An 18,382-nucleotide genomic window follows, 5' to 3' on the forward strand; every position below is an offset into this window, starting at 1 on the left:
AGCTTTTAATGACTCGACCTTGTGGGTAAGTCACTCATTTTGGAACGGTTTAAAATTATCTATTCCAACCCTTATCAGCTGGTAAGAGCTGTGCTATGATTGCCGCCGGCTTAAAGAGTGGTCAAATATAGAGCAAACAGTAGTGAGAAATGTCCGATTTTTGGTGGTCGATGATTGTACCACTGTACGCAATGTTGTGCGTAACATCATTAAGACGCGTCTGGGTTCTGAACAGGTGATGATGGCCGCTGATGGTAAGCAGGCACTCCAGATCCTAAAATCAAAGCCAGTCGACATTATTATCTCTGACTGGCAGATGCCTGAAATAAACGGCGAAGAGTTGCTTTATGAGGTCCGCAACAGCGCAAAGTTTAAGGACATCCCTTTTATCATGATGACCTCTAACGGTGAACGCGATTTTGTGATTACCGCAATACAAAATGGAGTGAGTCATTTTGTCGTTAAGCCTTTCAGAGCAGACAAACTAGAAGCCGCAGTCAATAAATCATGGAACAGTGCCAGTAAACGAGACTCAGTCAGGCACTCTGCTCTGCCATCACATGCAATGCGGATCATTGCCTCTGATGCCTTATTGGAAGCCAAAGTACATAACATCAGTCATACCGGTATGCAGGTTTATACCAATTATGTTGATGCCCTGAAGCTATACAAACTTACTGAATTTAACCTCAGCTTTGACAATTTTGACGGGACTCATGCACTGAGCCTCTCCCCGCTCTATGGCACCATAGTGCGAATAGAAGCAAATGACGGACCTGAACAGGATTGTTTGCTTGGAGTACGCTTTGAGTTAGAAAAGTGCAGTGAACAGGTTCAGAGGAACCTGAACAAACTGATGAAGCGCCTCAGCAACGTGGTGCCGGATATCGTTGATAATAGCTAGATGACCTGCCTGGCGAGTTCAAATACCGTTTTATTGGTGTGTTTAATCAGCTCATGACGCGGCATTTCGCATTGTGACATCACCTTGTTGACGACTAACTCTATTTCACATTGTAATGCCGTATTAAACTGAGTGGCGCGCACACTGCCGTCGCTCACACCAGCGAATAAGGGCTGCAAGAATGCCCGACGCTTACGCAACTGCTCAACCACCAGAGGCGTCACCGGCGATTGCTCCGAAAACACTTTACGACAAATATTGCTGACCAGGCGGCTGTATGTCGGCTCCATCATATTTGAGATTAACCCCGTGTGTTGCCCACCTGCCTGACTACTTTCCAAACTAAACATTTAACAAACCAATACATAATGTAATAACCCGATCCTAGCTACAAACCTAAGTCTATGGAATTACACTCGATTACAGCGCCCGGCAGTTACATTTGTTCGATGAGCATTACATCGTTACAATACGCGCAAATTTACTAGCCGGAATAAAGCGTGCAATTCGATATACAGCCAATCGGTGTGATCCGCTCACCATACAAACAAAAGTTTGCCATTCCCAGACAACCTCGCTTAGTGCCAGAAGCAAAGGCCAAGCTGATATTTTGCGACGCATTCAACCGCGAGGAATTTGTACGAGGGATAGAAGAGTTCAGTCACCTTTGGTTGTTATTTCGCTTTCATGAAACCGCTGACAAAGGCTACTCAGCGTTAGTACGGCCACCGCGGCTGGGGGGCAACGAGCGTAAAGGCGTATTCGCAACTCGCGCCACCTTTAGGCCTAATGGCATTGGTATGAGCGCAGTGAAACTCGAAGGCGTTGAGTACAAGAATGGTCAGTTAGCACTCTTACTATCTGGCATTGATTTGCTGGACGGCACACCCATTGTTGATATAAAGCCTTATCTGCCCTACTCTGACGCGCTTGCAGACGCTGCTGCCGGATTTGCAGATACCCGCCCTGAAACGGCGATGACCGTCAGTTTCACTGAACAAGCCGAAGCTTTTATTAGCACCCAGAGTGATTACCCTGAGCTCAAAGCCTTTATAACCAATGTGCTCAAGCAGGACCCACGCCCGGCGTATAAGAAAAAGAAAGCAGAAACACAGAGTTATGGTATGAACCTGTATGACTTCAACATTCGCTGGATGGTCGACGGGGAGCACAACCAGGTGCTGGAAGTGACTCATTTCCAGCCGGATTGAGCAAAAACTCCTCAGCCATTGGAACAGTCGCTTTTTCACGATAAATAAAGCTTTTTAAGCGGTTTTAGCGCTGTTAAACTAACCCGACAAGAATACTACAACAACGTAGGGTTGCGTGGTCGATTGGCCGCAGCAATCTTCATTTGAACGGAACAAGTATGCGTACCAGTCAATATATTTTAGCGACTCAAAAAGAGACGCCTGCAGATGCAGAAGTGATCAGCCACCAGCTGATGTTACGTGCGGGCATGATCCGCAAGTTAGCCTCAGGTTTGTACACCTGGTTACCCTCCGGCCTGAAAGTGCTTCGTAAAGTAGAGAACATCGTACGCGAAGAGATGGATAAAGCCGGTGCCATCGAAATGCTGATGCCCATCATCCAGCCTGCGGATCTGTGGCAGGAGTCTGGCCGCTGGGAACAATTCGGTCCAGAACTGCTGCGCATCAATGACAGACATAACCGTCCATTTGCGCTGGGTCCGACACACGAAGAAGTGATCACTGATCTGGTACGTCGTGAAGTCAGCAGCTATAAACAGCTACCCCTGACTTTGTACCAGGTTCAGACTAAAGTACGCGATGAAGTGCGCCCTCGTTTTGGTGTGATGCGCGCGCGTGAATTTACGATGAAAGATGCCTACTCCTTCCATCTGGATGAAGCATGTCTGGAAAAAACCTATCAAGTAATGCACCAAGCTTATTGTAACATCTTCGAGCGCCTGGGACTGGATTACCGCCCGGTTATCGCAGATACCGGCTCTATTGGTGGCAGCGTATCTCATGAATTCCATGTGCTTGCTGAATCTGGCGAAGATGCCATTGCGTTCAGCACAGACAGTGATTATGCCGCTAACATCGAAAAGGCCGAAGCCATTGCGCCTTCTGAGTCTCGCCCTGAGCCTTCGAAAGAACTGAATACTTTCGATACGCCTGAAGCAAACACCATTGCCGAACTGAAAGAAAAGCACGGTGTTAAACCACACCGCGGTGTTAAAACACTGATCGTCTACGGTGCACCTGACGAAGAAGGCCAGCGTGGTCTGGTTGCTCTGATCTTGCGTGGCGACCATGAGCTGAATGAGCTCAAAGCAGAAAAACTGCCACTGATAGACGCTCCGCTGGAAATGGCCAAAGAAGAAGACATAGTTGCAGCCATTGGCGCTAAGCCTGGTTCACTGGGCCCGGTTGGTCTGAACATGCCGGTTATCGTTGATCGCAGCGCTGCGGTTATGGCCGATTTCGTCGCAGGTGCAAACCAAAATGGCGTGCACTACAGCGGCATCAACTGGGATCGTGATGTCTCAGATTACACAGTTGCTGACCTTCGCAATGTGGTTGAAGGCGATCCAAGCCCGTGTGGTAAAGGCACGCTGCAAATCAAACGCGGCATTGAAGTGGGTCACATTTTCCAGCTGGGAACTAAGTACTCAGAAGCCATGAGCGCCGGTGTATTAGGTGAAAGCGGTAAAAACCAAGTGATGACCATGGGTTGCTACGGGATTGGTGTATCACGTATTGTCGCTGCTGCGATTGAGCAGAACAATGACGATTACGGGATCAAGTGGCCTCAGGCTATTGCTCCATTCGAGCTTGCTATCGTACCGATGAACATGCACAAATCTCATCGTATTCCGGATATTGCTCAGAAGTTCTATACCGAGCTGCAAGCGGCTGGCGTTGAAGTGTTATTCGATGACCGCAAAGAGCGTCCGGGTGTGATGTTTAATGACATGGAATTACTTGGTGTGCCATACACGCTCGTGATTGGTGAACGCAACCTGGATAACAATCAGGTTGAACTGAAAAACCGCCGTACAGGTGAAAAACTCATGCTGGACATCGATTCTGCGGTAGCAGAAATTGCCAAAGCCTTGAGTAAATAAACCTTCAGACAGAGCGCAGATGGCTGCGCTCTGTATCTTTCTTTGCTGTCATAATAGCTTCTCTTAACTGCCCTGATTTTGTCATCCGCCGTCTCTAACTTAGGGTTTATTACGCTCGAGAACATGGCTATGACACAAACCTACTATCCAACAATTTGGATCTCCGATGTTCACCTCGGCTATAAAGACTGCAAAGCCGACTTTCTGCTGGACTTTCTTAACAGTACTCGTTGCGATACCTTATATTTGGTTGGCGACATCGTTGATCTTTGGTCTTTAAAACGTCAGTTCTTTTGGCATCCAAGTCATTATCAGGTGCTGGAGTGTATTCAGCGCAAAGCCGAAAATGGTACCCGGGTTATCTATATCCCCGGAAACCATGACGAAACCTTTCGCAATTATGTGGGTAAAACGCTGTTTCACGTCGAAGTGCACAAAACATACGTGCATACTACGTCAGCGGGTAAACGGTTCTTACTTTTACATGGCGATGACTTTGATTCCGCAACTCGATACAACAAACTGATCAGCATTATCGGCGACGCGGCCTATGACTTTTTGCTATTTCTCAATCGCTGGACTAACCGGATCCGAAGATTATACGGCGGTCATTACTGGTCTTTAGCATCCTGGCTCAAAAACCGTGTGCACAAAGCCCGTGAAGCCATACATGCCTTTGAACAAGCCGCTGTACACGAAGCCAAAAAGCACGGTGTCGATGGCATCATTTGCGGCCATATTCATCAACCAAGAATCTCGGTTATGGATGGTATCGTGTATTGTAACGATGGTGACTGGATTGAAAATTGCACAGCGCTGGTTGAAAATGAGCAAGGCCGCATTGAGCTGTTGCATTGGTCAGATATTAAGAAAGTACTGACTGTCGTTGAGCCTGAAGCCAGTTCGCCACAAGATGTGAAGGCCGCCTAAGCAGCTAGCATGGTAAAAGTCTACTTTTATCCATGCTAGTTTATTGTTTCATCTGAATAACACCTCTTCGCGGCTAAACCAGCGCACACAGCATGCCAACAGCGCGGCTGCAAGCAGGATGGAAGCCAGGAAAATCATGCCCACGGCCTGATAGTCTACCGTTCCTTTGACAATTTCTTTAATCGCCAGCGCCACATTGGTGATGGGGATCCAGGCAGTTTTGGCATTTAACGTCATGTTAGGTAAAACAGACACCACTATGGGCACAAACACCAACATGCTCAAAGGCCCCATATAATTTTGCGCCTCTTTGAAGCTACGCGCATATATCGATATCGCCAGTACTAAAGATGACAACATCATCGCTACAGGCAACAGTAACGCGAAAATGAGCAAAAAATCCCATTGGGTCACACTCGCAAATGCACTCAGGATAGGGTCAAGCGCCCCAAAACCGCTGGCTAACCCAATCCAGATGGACATACTGGACACAGTTACCAGTGCGCAGGCTATAGAACTGAGCAGTATAGTGAGAAACTTACCCAAAACCAACTGAGTACGAGTCAATGGTGTCAGCAACAAAGTTTCCAGTGTACCCCGCTCTTTCTCACCAGCCCCGAGGTCAATAGCTGGGTAACTGGCTCCCATTAGTACCAAAGGGATCAGCATATAAGGGATAAAAGCACCGATTTTCTCGCCTATATTTTCTCGCCGATCAGCGGTGTCCACTTTTTCCATCAGCACCGGCTGAAGCATCGCGTCTTGCTTGTCAGTGTCCACACCGAGCTCATTGAGCGCTTGCTCCGTCAGTTTGGCTGAATAGGTATCAATAACCTTTTTTATCCTGCTATAAATGTAATTGATCGACTGAGCATCATTAAACACCACCTGAAACCGGCTCTGTTCGCCCTGAGCTAACTGTTTGTCTGGCACCGCCGGGATATAGATACCCACATCGATAATGCCCTGCCTGACCGCATCACGTAATGCAGAGACACTGTCAAGCTGAGCCTCTCCTTCGTATCGTTTAAAACTGCGGTGGTAGAACAAGGTGTCTGAAAAAGCAGGTGCGTAGTCTTCGTTGACTACAAAATAGGTATGGACTTTTTGCTCTGCTTCGAGCGCCGCCTTAGACGTTAAAAAAGCCACAAAAGCGAATAAAACAGGAAAGATTACAATGGGCAACGCAATCACAAAGAACAGGGTTTTTCTGTCCCTAAGCAGCTCTCTGAGTTCCTTGAACATGACCTCAAACATCTTGTGCCTCCCGAACAATGTTTAAAAACGCCTGGTTAAGCTCCCGACTATTCCCTTGCTCACGAAACGTCGCCAGATCTCCGTCAAAGCAACTGACTCCTTTATCAATCACGCACACCCGATCGCACAACATATCCACTTCATCCAGATGGTGAGTAGAAAAAATGACCGGCGTGCCCTGCTCTTTTAGCTGCCTGATAAAAGTCAGCACGGTTTGCTTGGTCATGATGTCCAGGCCTGTTGTCGGCTCGTCCAAAACAACCACTTGGGGTTCGTGCACCACGGCTCTGGCGATATTGGTTTTTTGTTTCATTCCGGTTGACAGGCTCTCAGCTCGCTTATCAAGAAATGAGGTCATATCGAGTGTCTCATACAACAACTCACAACGAGCTTTCAATGGCTTGCCTTTAAGCCCGTGTAATCTGGCAAAGTACTCGACATTTTCTTGCGCACTCAGTCGCCCATATAAACCTGTTGTGCCAGACAAAAAACCAATACTACGCCGGCCGTGAAGCGGTTTTTTAACGATATCCTGTCCACCGACAAAGATTGCACCACTATCAGGTGTAAGCGCAGTAGATAGCATTCTGAGGGTGGTGGTTTTGCCGGCACCATTGGGTCCAAGTAACCCAAGTACCTCCGCCTGCTGACATTGAAACGAGACAGACTCGACAGAATGAAAGTAACCATCGCGTTCTCGAGGATCGCCACTGGTTTTATTTTTGTTGTGCTCCTTGCTGAGCTTGAAGCGTTTTTTTAAACCTTCAACCTGTATCACTGAGTATCCTTTTTCTTAACCGGCTGCCGTTTGGGGCGAAAGTAGTCGGTATCACTGTAAAAAGCCAGATCCTGTTGCCCCTGATACCATTGTGGGATCCCAAGCAAGGGTAATGGCGACATCTGTTGGTTATTATCCAACAGCCCTTGACGCTCTATCATATTAACCAGTTTCTGGTCCAAATGGCGATACTGAAGTTGCAAAGGCAGATGATAAAAGGCTTCATCAACTTCGACACAAACCACTTTACCCGTTAAACCGATAAAGGGCTTGGTCAGCATTTCATAATTCGCATGACCAAAGGTAAATGGCAACAGATTATGATGCCACATCGCACCATATTCATAGAAAATCTCCTGCCACTGATGCGCTCTTAACGCACTTTGCCAGCTCAGGTCAGGTACCGCGAGCACGACACCACATTCGTCAAACAGCGTCAGGGCATTGCGCTTTTTACTGCGTTGCTTCAGGCCGTGCTCTGCGATTTCCTGCATATGCAAACGGTTGAGCAAAGACTTAGTTTGTGGAAACAGGCACCAAATCAGGGCACCAAAAAAGTCGTGCCAGTTGTTCTCACGGGTCGGAATACGATGCGTATGCGCAATGATCTCTTCGTAGTACAAAGTTTCGCTTTCCAGCTCACTGTTTGGTGTAAACACAATGTTGCGGGTTTGCGTGCTGTCTTTTTGTTCATTCAGCCAAGTGAAAGATGGCCAGTCCGAATGATGACTGAGTGCAAACAACTCTTCTAAATGCTCAAATGGCGCCTGATTGAACAGGTCTGCATGCCAGTGTTCTGGCGCGGTAAATTTATTCATATTGCCGTTTTGTCTTTCTCTGGCATAGTTCAAAGCCGCCATTTTACCTCAGCGCGCCCCCTTATCCCAGTCGACTCTGTTCAGTAAATGCACAAACCCGTCAATTGTCGCCAAAAGTCGAAATATCAATACAAATGACGTTATACTAACGGCGTATAACAACAAGCGAAGATAATAACACTATGAAACTAAAACTAGCGCTAAGCGCACTTTCTGTTGCTGTGTTAGCTGGCTGTATGGCAACACAAACTAATCAGCCTGGCGACGTAAATGCCGCTTATAACAGCATTAATGCAGAACAACTGGCCGGACATATCAAAACCCTGGCCTCTGATGAGTTTGGCGGTCGGGCACCGTCAACAAAAGGTGAAGAACTGACTCTGGCTTACTTGAAAAAGCATTTCACTGCCCTTGGCTTCCAGCCGGGCAATGGCGACAGCTTCTTCCAGGAAGTGCCTCTGGTCTCAATTGAAGCCGATCCAAAGATGACGCTGAGCATTGGTGGAAAAGACTACGAATACAAGAAAGACATGGTAATGGGCACGGGTCGCATCAGTAAACTGGAATCTATTAAAGACTCTGAGCTGGTCTTTGTCGGCTATGGTGTGAATGCCCCCGAGTATAACTGGAATGATTATGAAGGCCTGGATGTGCGCGGAAAAACGGTTGTCATGTTGGTCAATGATCCGGGCTTTGCACGCAAAGATCCAGCTCTTTTCACCGGCGAAGCCATGACCTACTATGGACGCTGGACCTACAAATATGAAGAGGCAAGCCGTCAGGGTGCCGCTGGTGCGATTATCGTTCACGAAACAGCACCTGCCTCTTACCCGTGGAGTGTTGTTGAAAACTCCTGGAGTGGTCCTCAGTTTGGCTTCCAAAAAGAAAACAACAATATGGACCGTGTCGCGGTAGAAGGCTGGGTTACAAGTGACGTTGCCAAAGAGTTGTTTGCAAAAGCCGGCCTGGACTTCGCACAGGCGAAAGAAAAAGCCGCTGCTGGCGCGTATCACGTCGATATGGGTGATTTGACCGCTTCTGTAACCGTGAAAAGCAAGATCAGTACGTCAACGTCTTATAACTTCATCGCGACTTTGCCTGGCGCAAAACACAGTGATGAGCACATCATCTACTCTGCTCACTGGGACCACTTAGGCACTGATCCTAACCGTAAAGGCGATAAGATCTATAATGGCGCGCACGATAATGCAACCGGTACAGGTGGTATGATCGAAGTGGCAGAAGCGTTCAGCAAACTCCCCGTGAAACCAGACCGCTCTATTACTTTCCTGGCGGTTACCGCGGAAGAACAAGGTCTTTTAGGCTCCAAGTTCTATGCAGCGAACCCTGTGATTGCAGCCGACAAAACAGTTGCTAACATCAATATGGACAGCCTGAACCTACTTGGTAAAGTGAAAGACATCAGCGTCGTAGGTATTGGCAAATCATCGCTAGATGAGATGCTGGAAACGGCTGCTAAAGAGCAAGACCGCGTTGTTTCTGGCGATCCGCGCCCGGCGGCTGGCGGCTACTACCGTTCAGATCACTTTGCCTTCGCTAACATGGGTGTACCGGCAATGTACGCTGGTGGTGGTACAGAAGCGCGTGATGAAGCCACGGCACAATACCGTAAGCGCATGAGTCTGGTTTTACGTGGTTGTTATCACCAACCGTGTGACCGTTACCGCGATGAGTGGGATTTGAGCGGAGCTGTACAGGATCTCCAATTGTTCTTCCAGGTCGGTTATGACATTTCACAACAAAGTGAGTGGCCAACCTGGAAAGCAACCTCGGAGTTCCAACGCAACAAATAAATACAAATGATATTGATTTTCATTTGATAACATTTTAAAGTGCAACTGTGTTTTTAACCGGTTGCACTTTTTATGCTCTCACAATCTTACTCTGTCACAACCAGAGGTAAATCAGCACTCTCCTCCTTTATAGCCAACAAGCGATTACTGCTTCCTTTGTTGATCTGCCTGGCGATTCTTTTTGAGCCATTACGTGAACTGACTATCGGAACGCTTGCCGATGCGTTTTTTCAGGTAAGCGTATTTGTTGCCGGCACACTCGCAATTTATTACTTTCTGGTCGACCGACTGCCACAACTAGAACTCAGCTACCTCAAAGCAAAATCCCCGGCACTGGAAATTTCTATGGCCGCAGTATTGGGTGCTCTGCCAGGCTGCGGTGGTGCCATTATAGTGGTTACTCAGTTCACAAAAGGCCAGGCAAGCTTTGCTTCAGTGGTCGCCGTGCTGACAGCAACCATGGGAGATGCGGCTTTTTTGCTTCTGGCTAAAAAACCAATTGAGGGACTTACAATCATCACTCTGGGTATTGGTGTAGGGATAATCAGTGGTTTGGTCGTTAATCTGCTACACAAACCCGGGTTTTGCCAGCCGGATTCTCAGAATAAAAACATGATTGAATGTAAAGCGCCGTCAAGTGCTATCCGTTTCAGTGAACCTGTATGGCGCTGGGCACTTGTGCCCTGCCTTGTGATAGCTTTACTTATCGCATTTAACACGGATTTAGGCATACTAACACAGCCAGTTGAACTGGCAGGTGCAGTACTTGCCCTGTTCGCACTCACTATCTGGGCATTGTCTTCTAAAGGCCAAAGCTATCGGGAAGTCACCGCCGAGGACGATGAACAAGATCCCCCTTCTAAGCTTGCCAAGGTGATCCACGATACGCACTTTGTCACAGCCTGGGTAGTCGCCAGCTTTATGCTCTATGAGCTGTCTGTCGCTCTCTTTGGCTTAGATTTGGCCGCCTGGTTTTCTCAATACGCCGTTTTCGCCCCACTTATCGCGATTGCCATAGGCATGTTACCAGGCTGTGGTCCTCAGATAGTGGTAACCAGTTTATATATTCAGGGAGTTTTACCCTTTAGTGCGCTGGCGGCCAATGCTGTGGCGAACGATGGAGACGCATTATTCCCGGCTATGGCACTCGCCCCCAGTGCTGCGGTCATGGCCACACTCTACTCAGCCATACCGGCACTTTTTGTGGGTTATGGGCTATATTACTTTGCCAGCTTGTAATTACTCGCGCCTTGCCCATTAGATTTGATAGACGGCACCCTGTGGTGCCTTGTCGAACGTATGCTCCCAAAGATCCCTGTCCTTTGCCTTGACTTAATGCAATCTCAGCGCCGCTGGGTTGGCATTCAATGCATATAGCCTTTACCCCTACTCCAACACTTCGGTTCATTGCTCTCTAGACGACTCCACAATCATGGTAATGAACTGCCTTATAACTTACACGCAAATTTACCCTAGTTTTGGCTATCATGGCTTCAGATCACAGGTGTATTGTAGACACTTTGCCCTGTTAACAGCGGTAAAGAGCGTTATGAAATTAACGCAGAGTAATACCTAGTCTAAACACGCTATTTTGAGGTCAATAAGGTGCAACGATACAAGAAGAGGTTAGTAGAAGGTCTTAACTACAAAAAAACAAAGCCCCATCGGAGGGGCTTTCGACCTTGCTTAGTCATTAGATATTTATAGGAATTTAGGTTTTGTACATGTTGCGGTTATCAATGGCTTCTCGCCAACCCCCCAACCATTCTGATCTGTGCTCTATTTGCTGATATGGACATAAATCTTTGGACCGACCCGCTAAACCTGCTTTGAATCCCTGGGCATGTGCTCTTTCTAAACGGTCTCTTTTCTGTCTCTTCATAGGTAAATTCCTCACCTTTCATATTTTTCGAGTTGCTTTCGTCTTAACGACATCCACATTTAATAAATAGTTAATAAATTCGTAAATATCAATCCGTACGAAACACGACAGGGTCCTCTGTACGCTTTGATTCAGTGCTTCGCCGCAGGCTGCCTAGCAGCCGATAGCTCGAATTTCATCTAACTACTAACATTTTTACTATTGCATATGGTTAAACAACGGCCGACTGTGAACGCGCTTTTTCGCCAGACACACGTCGACTAATTCAGGATTGGCCAAACCTTCAAAAACAATAAATCATATATCGTTTTCACATGCAACAAGCGAACGATGACTAGCAAGTAACAAACATGGGGAAAGGGAAAATTAATGCAGCAAACGAGAAAGCAAATTAAAAAACAATCTGACCAAGGTAAAATATTAGATTATTCATTAATAAATTGACGTAAAAAAACATTCATTAATTTGTAATAAAAAAGACCGCTAGAATGCGGCCTTAGATCAACACGTTAAGCGCTTTACTGGATTTTCTCAAGACCACCCATGTATGGCCTCAATACAGTTGGTACGACAATAGAGCCATCTGCTTGTTGATAGTTTTCCAATATTGCGACCAAAGTACGGCCAATCGCCAAACCTGAACCATTTAGTGTATGCAGCAACTCAGGCTTTTTCTCACCTGCACGGCGGAAACGCGCTTGCATGCGGCGCGCCTGGAAGTCCTGCATGTTTGAACAAGAAGAAATTTCACGGTAAGTGTTTTGCGCAGGCAACCAAACTTCAAGGTCATAAGTTTTTGCCGCACCAAAGCCCATGTCGCCGGTGCACAAGACGACTTTACGATAAGGCAGCTCCAGTGCCTGCAAAATGCCTTCTGCATGGCCTGTCAGCTCTTCCAGCGCAGCCATTGAGTCTTCAGGCTTAACCAGCTGTACTAATTCTACTTTATCGAACTGATGCTGACGGATAAGACCACGTGTGTCACGACCATAACTGCCCGCTTCACTTCTGAAACATGGCGTATACGCAGTCATGCGAACTGGTAACTCTTTTTCGTCGAAAATCTCGTCGCGCGCGCAGTTGGTCAGAGGTACTTCAGCAGTAGGGATCAGGCTGTAACCGTCCTGATCTTCGCTTAACGCTTCCGTATGAAACAAATCTTCAGCAAACTTAGGCAACTGTCCCGTGCCGTACAAGCTTGCTTTGTTGACCAAGTAAGGCACACACATTTCGGTATAGCCGTTTTGGTCTGTATGCGTATCCAGCATAAATTGCGACAATGCACGGTTAAGACGAGCAATACCACCACGCATTACTGTAAAGCGAGAGCCGCTGAGCTTAACGCCCGTTTCAAAATCCAGGCCCTTGCCCAACGCTTCACCCAGGTCAACGTGATCTTTAACTTCAAAGTCAAACGCTTTTGGCTCGCCCCATTTGCTCACCTCAACGTTTTCGCTTTCATCAGCGCCAACAGGTACATCTTCAGCAGGTAAGTTAGGTAAGGTGGCAGCAATATCTTGCAGCTGAGCCAATACTTCATCCTGCTCTGTTTTTGCGGCACTTAGCTGGTCACCCAGATCAGCAACGGCATCCAGTAATGGCTGAACGTCTTCACCTTTTGCTTTGGCCTGGCCTATCGCTTTGGAACGGCTGTTACGCTCACTTTGCAGTTCCTGCGTTTTGGTCTGAAGTGTTTTTCGTTTTTCTTCCAGCGCGTTAATAGCAGCCACATCGAGCTCAAAGCCACGCTTCTTCAAACGCTCTGCTGCTTCCTCAATGTCCTGACGTAAATACTTTGCATCTAACATAGTTTATTCTTTTAACCTTTTTGCATGACTAAGCACAGGCCTATCCAGGCCATGAAAATACACATCACGACATTCAACACTATATTCAGTACCATTTTCATTATCTGGCCTTGCTGAAGTAACAGCAAAGAATCCATAGAAAAGGTAGAAAATGTCGTTAAAGCACCCAAGAAGCCAATCCCGACCAAACTTTTAGCCGGAGATACTTCAATGATCTGCTTATCAATTAATCCGTAGAGAATGCCCATCAACAGTGAACCCAGAATATTAACGGTCAACGTACCAAAAGGGAATCCCTTACCCAAGAGTTTTAAGGTGATATCACTAATAAAAAAGCGCAGGCAGGCGCCAAATGCGCCACCGGTTGCAATCATCAGGTAAGTTTTAATCAAATCCATCAGTGATTATCTTCGTCTTGATAGCGTTTCTGAACACTTTGTTCATTCAAAGAACGCAAGTAACGGAGTTTTTCGGAAATTTGTTTTTCTAACCCTCTGTCACAGGGCTCATAGTAGCGACGCTGCTGTATCTCCGCTGGAAAGTAACATTCACCGGCGGCAAACGCCCCCGGTTCATTGTGTGCATATCGATACTCCTCACCAAAGCCGAGTTCTTTCATCAGCTTGGTGGGTGCATTACGCAGGTGCTCTGGCACCGGGAAGTCAGGATCGCTGGCGGCATCCTGCTTAGCCTGATTGAACGCCATGTAGACGGCATTACTTTTAGCCGAACTGGCCAGATAAATCGTTGCCTGCGCTATGGCCCGCTCTCCTTCGCTGGGGCCAACCCGGTGATAAATATCCCAGGCATTCAACGCCACTTGCATGGCACGAGGATCGGCATTGCCTATGTCTTCGGTCGCAATTGCCAGTAACCGTCTGGCTACATAGAGTGGATCGCCACCACCGGCAAGGATCCGACAATACCAGTACAACGCGGCATCCGGGTCGCTGCCCCGCACAGATTTATGAAATGCCGAGATCAGGTCGTAATAAATATCGCCACCCTTATCGTATTTCGCAAGGTGCGACGGTAAGACTTGTTTTAGCACTGCTTCATCGATTAACACTTGCCCTTCACCATTGGCACCCAGATCAGTGGCTTGCTCAAGCAGATTGAGCGCTTTTCTGGCATCGCCATCCGCAGCACGAGACAATGCATCTATCACGGCATCATCCAGTGTAATTTGCAGGCTTCCAAGCTCGCTGTCCTGCGCCAGTGCCTGACGCAATACCTGAGTAAGCTCGTCAAGGCTAAGCGGCTTTAGCGTATAAACGCGCGCACGGGATAAAATCGCATTGTTCAGGGCAAATGAAGGGTTCTCAGTGGTCGCGCCGATAAAGATAAAAGTGCCGTCCTCGATATGTGGCAAGAAGGCATCCTGCTGTGACTTATTGAATCGATGAACTTCATCGACAAACAAAATCGTGCGAGTGCTACTTTGACTCAGACGATTCTTCGCATCGAGCACTTGCTCACGGATCTCCTTCACACCTGCTGTAACCGCAGATAATTTGCACAGTTGTGCATTGGCATGGTGTGCGATGATCTCAGCAAGCGTGGTTTTACCCACGCCGGGAGGCCCCCACAAAATCAAGCTATGGCAACGCCCCTGAGCAATGGCCCGACGCAACGGACTGTCAGCACCAAGAATATGACTTTGACCAATATAGCCATCTAAGTTGGACGGGCGCATTCTCGCCGCCAAAGGCCTGACATCGGGCGCAAAATCAAAACCCAGGTTAGTCACTTTGTGTCTGGTCGTCGACGACCACCCCTTCAGGGATCACAAACTTAAATTGGTCGGCATCCACCGGACCATTTATCTGCGCATCGCTGAACTTAAAGCTGGAAATCTGACCTGAAGAATCTGTGACGTTCAACTGGCCAATTTTCAGACCGCTGTCAGCAAACAAAACATCCAACCGCTCCACCTGAGCACCGGATTGAATAGGCTCGATACGATAGCCGCCAGAAATTTCTGACACCTGATACTTCTGCCATTGCTTTGGGTCTTGTGTCGTCAGCAACACAAATGGCGTTGTATCTATCAGACCAAGTGTATTAAGGATAGTTGCTTGCTCAGCAAAGCTGTCAAAATAAACCGTACGAAGCCCATCTGAAACCAGCAAAGTTTCATCGGGCTCATTCTGTTGCCAGCGTATTTTAGCGGGATATTGCAGTACTATTTCACCCTTACCGGATTGGATAAGGTGTCCGTCCTGATCAATCACACTTTGCTCAAACTCGGCCCGGAAGCTCTCCAGTGCTTTTAACTTATCTTTCAAAGACTGTGCAGCAACACTCTCTGTTTGCGCTTCATTCGCTTGTGTTGCATATACTGCCGGATTAGCCCCGACTATACATAAAGCCAGAATAAGTGGTTGTAACTTCATTAATTCGCTCCACCTTTAGGCACCAGTACTTCTCTGGCACCATTGTGCCCTGGCGCACTCACGACGCCGGACATTTCCATTTGTTCAACCAGGCGAGCCGCGCGGTTATAACCTACGCGTAACTTACGCTGAACGCTAGACACAGAAACCTTACCAGTTTCAATGACAAACGCCACAGCTTCATCGTAGAGTGGATCTGACTCCTCGTCTTCCCCCTCACTTGCCTCACCTGGCAGTAAAATATCTTCTGTGGCTTCACCACACAATATGTCATCGATATAGTTGGGTTTACCACGGACTTTCCAGTCACTGACGACCGCATGCACCTCATGATCATCAACAAATGCGCCATGAACACGTATCGGTACACTGGTGCCTGGTGGTAGATACAACATGTCACCCATACCCAACAGGTTTTCAGCACCTTGTTGGTCCAGTATGGTACGCGAGTCGATTTTACTCGATACCTGGAACGCCATTCGGGTTGGAATATTGGCCTTGATCAGGCCAGTAATCACATCCACCGAAGGGCGCTGCGTCGCTAGCACAAGGTGGATCCCTGCTGCACGCGCTTTTTGCGCGATACGGGCAATTAACTCTTCCACTTTTTTGCCCACAATCATCATCATGTCGGCAAATTCATCGATCACAACAACAATACTCGGCAGCTTATCCAGCTCTTCGGGTTCGTCTGCCATGCCGTCCGTGTCTTTGAACAAGGGATCCAGAATTGGATAGCCGGCTTCTTTTGCATCCAGGATCTTCTGGTTGTAGCCCTTCAGATTTCGTACGCCAAGCGCTGACATCAGCTTGTAACGACGTTCCATTTCGCCCACACACCAACGCAACGCATTGGCTGCTTCTTTCATGTCCGTGACCACTTCACACAATAAATGCGGAATGCCCTCATACACCGATAATTCAAGCATTTTAGGGTCAATCATAATCATGCGTACGTCTTCAGGTGGCGATTTGTACAACAAGCTTAAGATCATAACATTAACGCCGACTGACTTACCTGATCCAGTTGTACCGGCGACAAGTAAGTGAGGCATTTTGGCCAAATCGGCCACCACCGGCTGCCCGGCAATGTCTTTGCCCAGTACCATCGTCAGTGGCGAAGCATTCTGCTCAAACTTAGGGGCGTTTATCACCTCTGATAAACGCACGATTTCTCGATTTTTATTTGGTAGTTCCAGACCCACAAAAGTCTTGCCCGGAATAACTTCAACCACACGCACACTAACAGCTGACAGAGAACGCGCCAAATCTTTTGCAAGGCCTGTGATCTTAGCGACTTTAATCCCTGGCGCCAGATCCAGCTCAAAGCGCGTAACAACCGGGCCCGGATAAACCCCCATAACCTTAGCCTGAATATTGAAATCCAATAGTTTTGACTCAACTAGACGAGATACTGCTTCGAGCTCTTCTTCGGAGATCGGGTTTTTCGCTTTATCTGGTCTGTCTAACAAATCGAGTGACGGCAAAGGATCTTTCGGAGGTTCAGCTTCCAATAAAGCTTCAAATTGCTCTTTGGCGCTTGGTGGTGGCTGATAACCCGATGTAGGCTTTTCTTTAGGTTTTAATGGCCGTGCGGGTGATACCACTTTGGTTTCAACGGGCGCAGGTGTATCGTCCAGTGCATTCAGCGCCGCTACCGTATCAAACGCTTCATCGTCGACCGCAGAGAAATTGATTTCCTGCTCAAGAATGTCATCCAGTTCATCGAACACACTGGGTGCTACGGCGATGTCATCGTCATTAGCCAGCGCTAAATCGCTTGCCTCAGAGTGACGTATCTCAGGCTCAGGCAAAGACGCAGGTTTTGCGCCAAACAACTTATCTTTCAGCTTTTGGGGCTTACTCTTGTTGGACTGTTGTAGGGCATCCGAAACATGCTCGACCGTATCAGACGTTGTGGCCTCAACCCCATCTTCAATGATATGCTCAATGGGTTCGACTTCAACTTGCGCAGCTGCTTGATTGTGCTCTGTACTTTCGACCGGCGCAGCATCGTTCAGCAGATCAGCGTCTTTGCTATCTTCATTACCATCATTTAGTGTGACAGCTGCCTTGGGTTCGCTACGATGTTTTATTTTGGCGAAACACCATTTACAGAATGCAACTACTTTCTCGCCAATATAGTCGACAAATTCAACCCAGGATACCCCTGTCAACAGTGTCAGGCCCGCAAAGAAAAAGCATAATAATAAGATTGTGGTTCCTGTAAAGTTAAATGCAGGCATCATGGCACTGGCGACCACATCCCCCACTACCCCACCGGAAGAAAAGCTATAAATATCGTCAAAATTGATGCTGCTGATGGCGCTAGCTGATGTGATAAACAAAGTTCCGCCTATCAGTCTCAGTCCCAAAGTTGTGTAGTCTAGCTGCAGTAGTTTGTGTGGTTTTTTGAACAACAGATAGCCAAACAACTGAATGACTGCCGGCACTAAAAATGCCAGCCAGCCAAAACTGAGTAATAAAATATCAGCAACCCAGGCACCAGCTGCACCTGTGATATTGTTTACCTTGATAAACTCGCCTGTTTGCGTCCAGGCTGGGTCTGCCGGGTCAAAACTGATAAGTGCGCACAGCGTAAATATCGCTGCCGCGGTGCTGACGATCAGGCCAGTCTCCAGCAGGCGCTGAATACCATTTAAGCGCATTATGTAATACCTAAATACTGTTTCGTTAATTC

At 47.6% G+C, this 18,382-nt stretch carries 16 protein-coding genes; 6 read left to right on the forward strand and 10 right to left on the reverse strand.

The features are described 5' to 3' along the window. Positions 1 to 142: 142 nt before the first annotated feature. Positions 143 to 904 (forward strand): response regulator, encoded by a 762-nt coding sequence (locus tag AT705_RS03025; protein WP_058795440.1) that lies wholly within the window; start codon positions 143 to 145, stop codon positions 902 to 904. On the opposite strand, the gene AT705_RS03030 is transcribed toward AT705_RS03025, so the two are convergent. Next, positions 901 to 1,254, reverse strand: a complete 354-nt coding sequence (locus tag AT705_RS03030) for a hypothetical protein (protein WP_058795441.1) — start codon at positions 1,252 to 1,254, stop codon at positions 901 to 903. The two genes, AT705_RS03025 and AT705_RS03030, sit on opposite strands and share 4 nt — an antisense overlap. A 150-nt stretch (positions 1,255 to 1,404) precedes the next feature. Here AT705_RS03030 and tsaA point away from each other — a divergent pair, with 150 nt between their 5' ends. The 3 genes from tsaA (at position 1,405) to AT705_RS03045 (ending at position 4,928) form a co-directional block, all read left to right on the forward strand. Further along, positions 1,405 to 2,115, forward strand: coding sequence for a tRNA (N6-threonylcarbamoyladenosine(37)-N6)-methyltransferase TrmO (gene tsaA, locus AT705_RS03035; protein WP_058795442.1), 711 nt, complete (start codon positions 1,405 to 1,407; stop codon positions 2,113 to 2,115). 158 nt (positions 2,116 to 2,273) lie between these two features. Next, positions 2,274 to 3,998, forward strand: a complete 1,725-nt coding sequence (locus AT705_RS03040; protein ID WP_058795443.1) for a proline--tRNA ligase — start codon at positions 2,274 to 2,276, stop codon at positions 3,996 to 3,998. 129 nt (positions 3,999 to 4,127) lie between these two features. Next, positions 4,128 to 4,928, forward strand: coding sequence for a UDP-2,3-diacylglucosamine diphosphatase (locus AT705_RS03045; protein ID WP_010384619.1), 801 nt, complete (start codon positions 4,128 to 4,130; stop codon positions 4,926 to 4,928). A gap of 48 nt (positions 4,929 to 4,976) precedes the next feature. Here AT705_RS03045 and AT705_RS03050 read toward each other — a convergent pair whose 3' ends face one another. The 3 genes from AT705_RS03050 to AT705_RS03060 are packed head-to-tail and all read right to left on the reverse strand — an operon-like array spanning position 4,977 to position 7,823. Continuing rightward, positions 4,977 to 6,185 (reverse strand): ABC transporter permease, encoded by a 1,209-nt coding sequence (locus tag AT705_RS03050; protein ID WP_058795444.1) that lies wholly within the window; start codon positions 6,183 to 6,185, stop codon positions 4,977 to 4,979. Next, the gene (locus AT705_RS03055; protein ID WP_058795445.1) at positions 6,178 to 6,963 is read right to left on the reverse strand and encodes an ATP-binding cassette domain-containing protein; all 786 of its coding nucleotides are present in this window, start codon (positions 6,961 to 6,963) and stop codon (positions 6,178 to 6,180) included. The genes AT705_RS03050 and AT705_RS03055 overlap by 8 nt, the downstream gene beginning before the upstream one ends. Next, positions 6,960 to 7,823, reverse strand: coding sequence for a DUF3025 domain-containing protein (locus AT705_RS03060; protein WP_420492110.1), 864 nt, complete (start codon positions 7,821 to 7,823; stop codon positions 6,960 to 6,962). Before AT705_RS03060 ends, AT705_RS03055 begins: the two co-directional genes overlap by 4 nt. 140 nt (positions 7,824 to 7,963) lie before the next feature. Between AT705_RS03060 and AT705_RS03065 the strand changes: the two genes are divergently transcribed. Together AT705_RS03065 and AT705_RS03070 are read left to right on the forward strand one after the other, a co-directional pair. Beyond that, positions 7,964 to 9,595 carry a M28 family metallopeptidase gene (locus AT705_RS03065; RefSeq protein WP_058795446.1) on the forward strand — a complete coding sequence of 544 codons (1,632 nt, stop codon included), beginning with the start codon at positions 7,964 to 7,966 and terminating at the stop codon, positions 9,593 to 9,595. A 72-nt stretch (positions 9,596 to 9,667) separates the two neighbouring features. Next, positions 9,668 to 10,834, forward strand: a complete 1,167-nt coding sequence (locus AT705_RS03070; protein WP_058795447.1) for a putative manganese transporter — start codon at positions 9,668 to 9,670, stop codon at positions 10,832 to 10,834. 472 nt (positions 10,835 to 11,306) lie between these two features. Here AT705_RS03070 and rmf read toward each other — a convergent pair whose 3' ends face one another. The 6 genes from rmf to AT705_RS03100 form a co-directional block, all read right to left on the reverse strand. Continuing rightward, the gene (rmf, locus tag AT705_RS03075; RefSeq protein WP_049864454.1) at positions 11,307 to 11,477 is read right to left on the reverse strand and encodes a ribosome modulation factor; all 171 of its coding nucleotides are present in this window, start codon (positions 11,475 to 11,477) and stop codon (positions 11,307 to 11,309) included. Between the two features lie 518 nt (positions 11,478 to 11,995). Further along, positions 11,996 to 13,285 (reverse strand): serine--tRNA ligase, encoded by a 1,290-nt coding sequence (gene serS, locus AT705_RS03080; RefSeq protein ID WP_010384605.1) that lies wholly within the window; start codon positions 13,283 to 13,285, stop codon positions 11,996 to 11,998. A gap of 11 nt (positions 13,286 to 13,296) precedes the next feature. After that, entirely contained in the window at positions 13,297 to 13,683 is a 387-nt protein-coding gene (gene crcB, locus AT705_RS03085; RefSeq protein ID WP_417711866.1) for a fluoride efflux transporter CrcB, read from the reverse strand. Continuing rightward, positions 13,683 to 15,035 carry a replication-associated recombination protein A gene (locus AT705_RS03090; protein ID WP_058795448.1) on the reverse strand — a complete coding sequence of 451 codons (1,353 nt, stop codon included), beginning with the start codon at positions 15,033 to 15,035 and terminating at the stop codon, positions 13,683 to 13,685. The genes crcB and AT705_RS03090 overlap by 1 nt, the downstream gene beginning before the upstream one ends. After that, positions 15,028 to 15,681 carry an outer membrane lipoprotein chaperone LolA gene (gene lolA / locus AT705_RS03095; RefSeq protein ID WP_058795449.1) on the reverse strand — a complete coding sequence of 218 codons (654 nt, stop codon included), beginning with the start codon at positions 15,679 to 15,681 and terminating at the stop codon, positions 15,028 to 15,030. The genes AT705_RS03090 and lolA overlap by 8 nt, the downstream gene beginning before the upstream one ends. After that, entirely contained in the window at positions 15,681 to 18,350 is a 2,670-nt protein-coding gene (locus AT705_RS03100; protein WP_058795450.1) for a DNA translocase FtsK 4TM domain-containing protein, read from the reverse strand. The genes lolA and AT705_RS03100 overlap by 1 nt, the downstream gene beginning before the upstream one ends. Between the last annotated feature and the right edge of the window lie 32 nt (positions 18,351 to 18,382).

Origin of the sequence: Pseudoalteromonas rubra (genome assembly GCF_001482385.1) — a bacterium.
In the GTDB taxonomy this organism is placed as follows: Bacteria; Pseudomonadota; Gammaproteobacteria; order Enterobacterales; family Alteromonadaceae; genus Pseudoalteromonas; species Pseudoalteromonas ardens.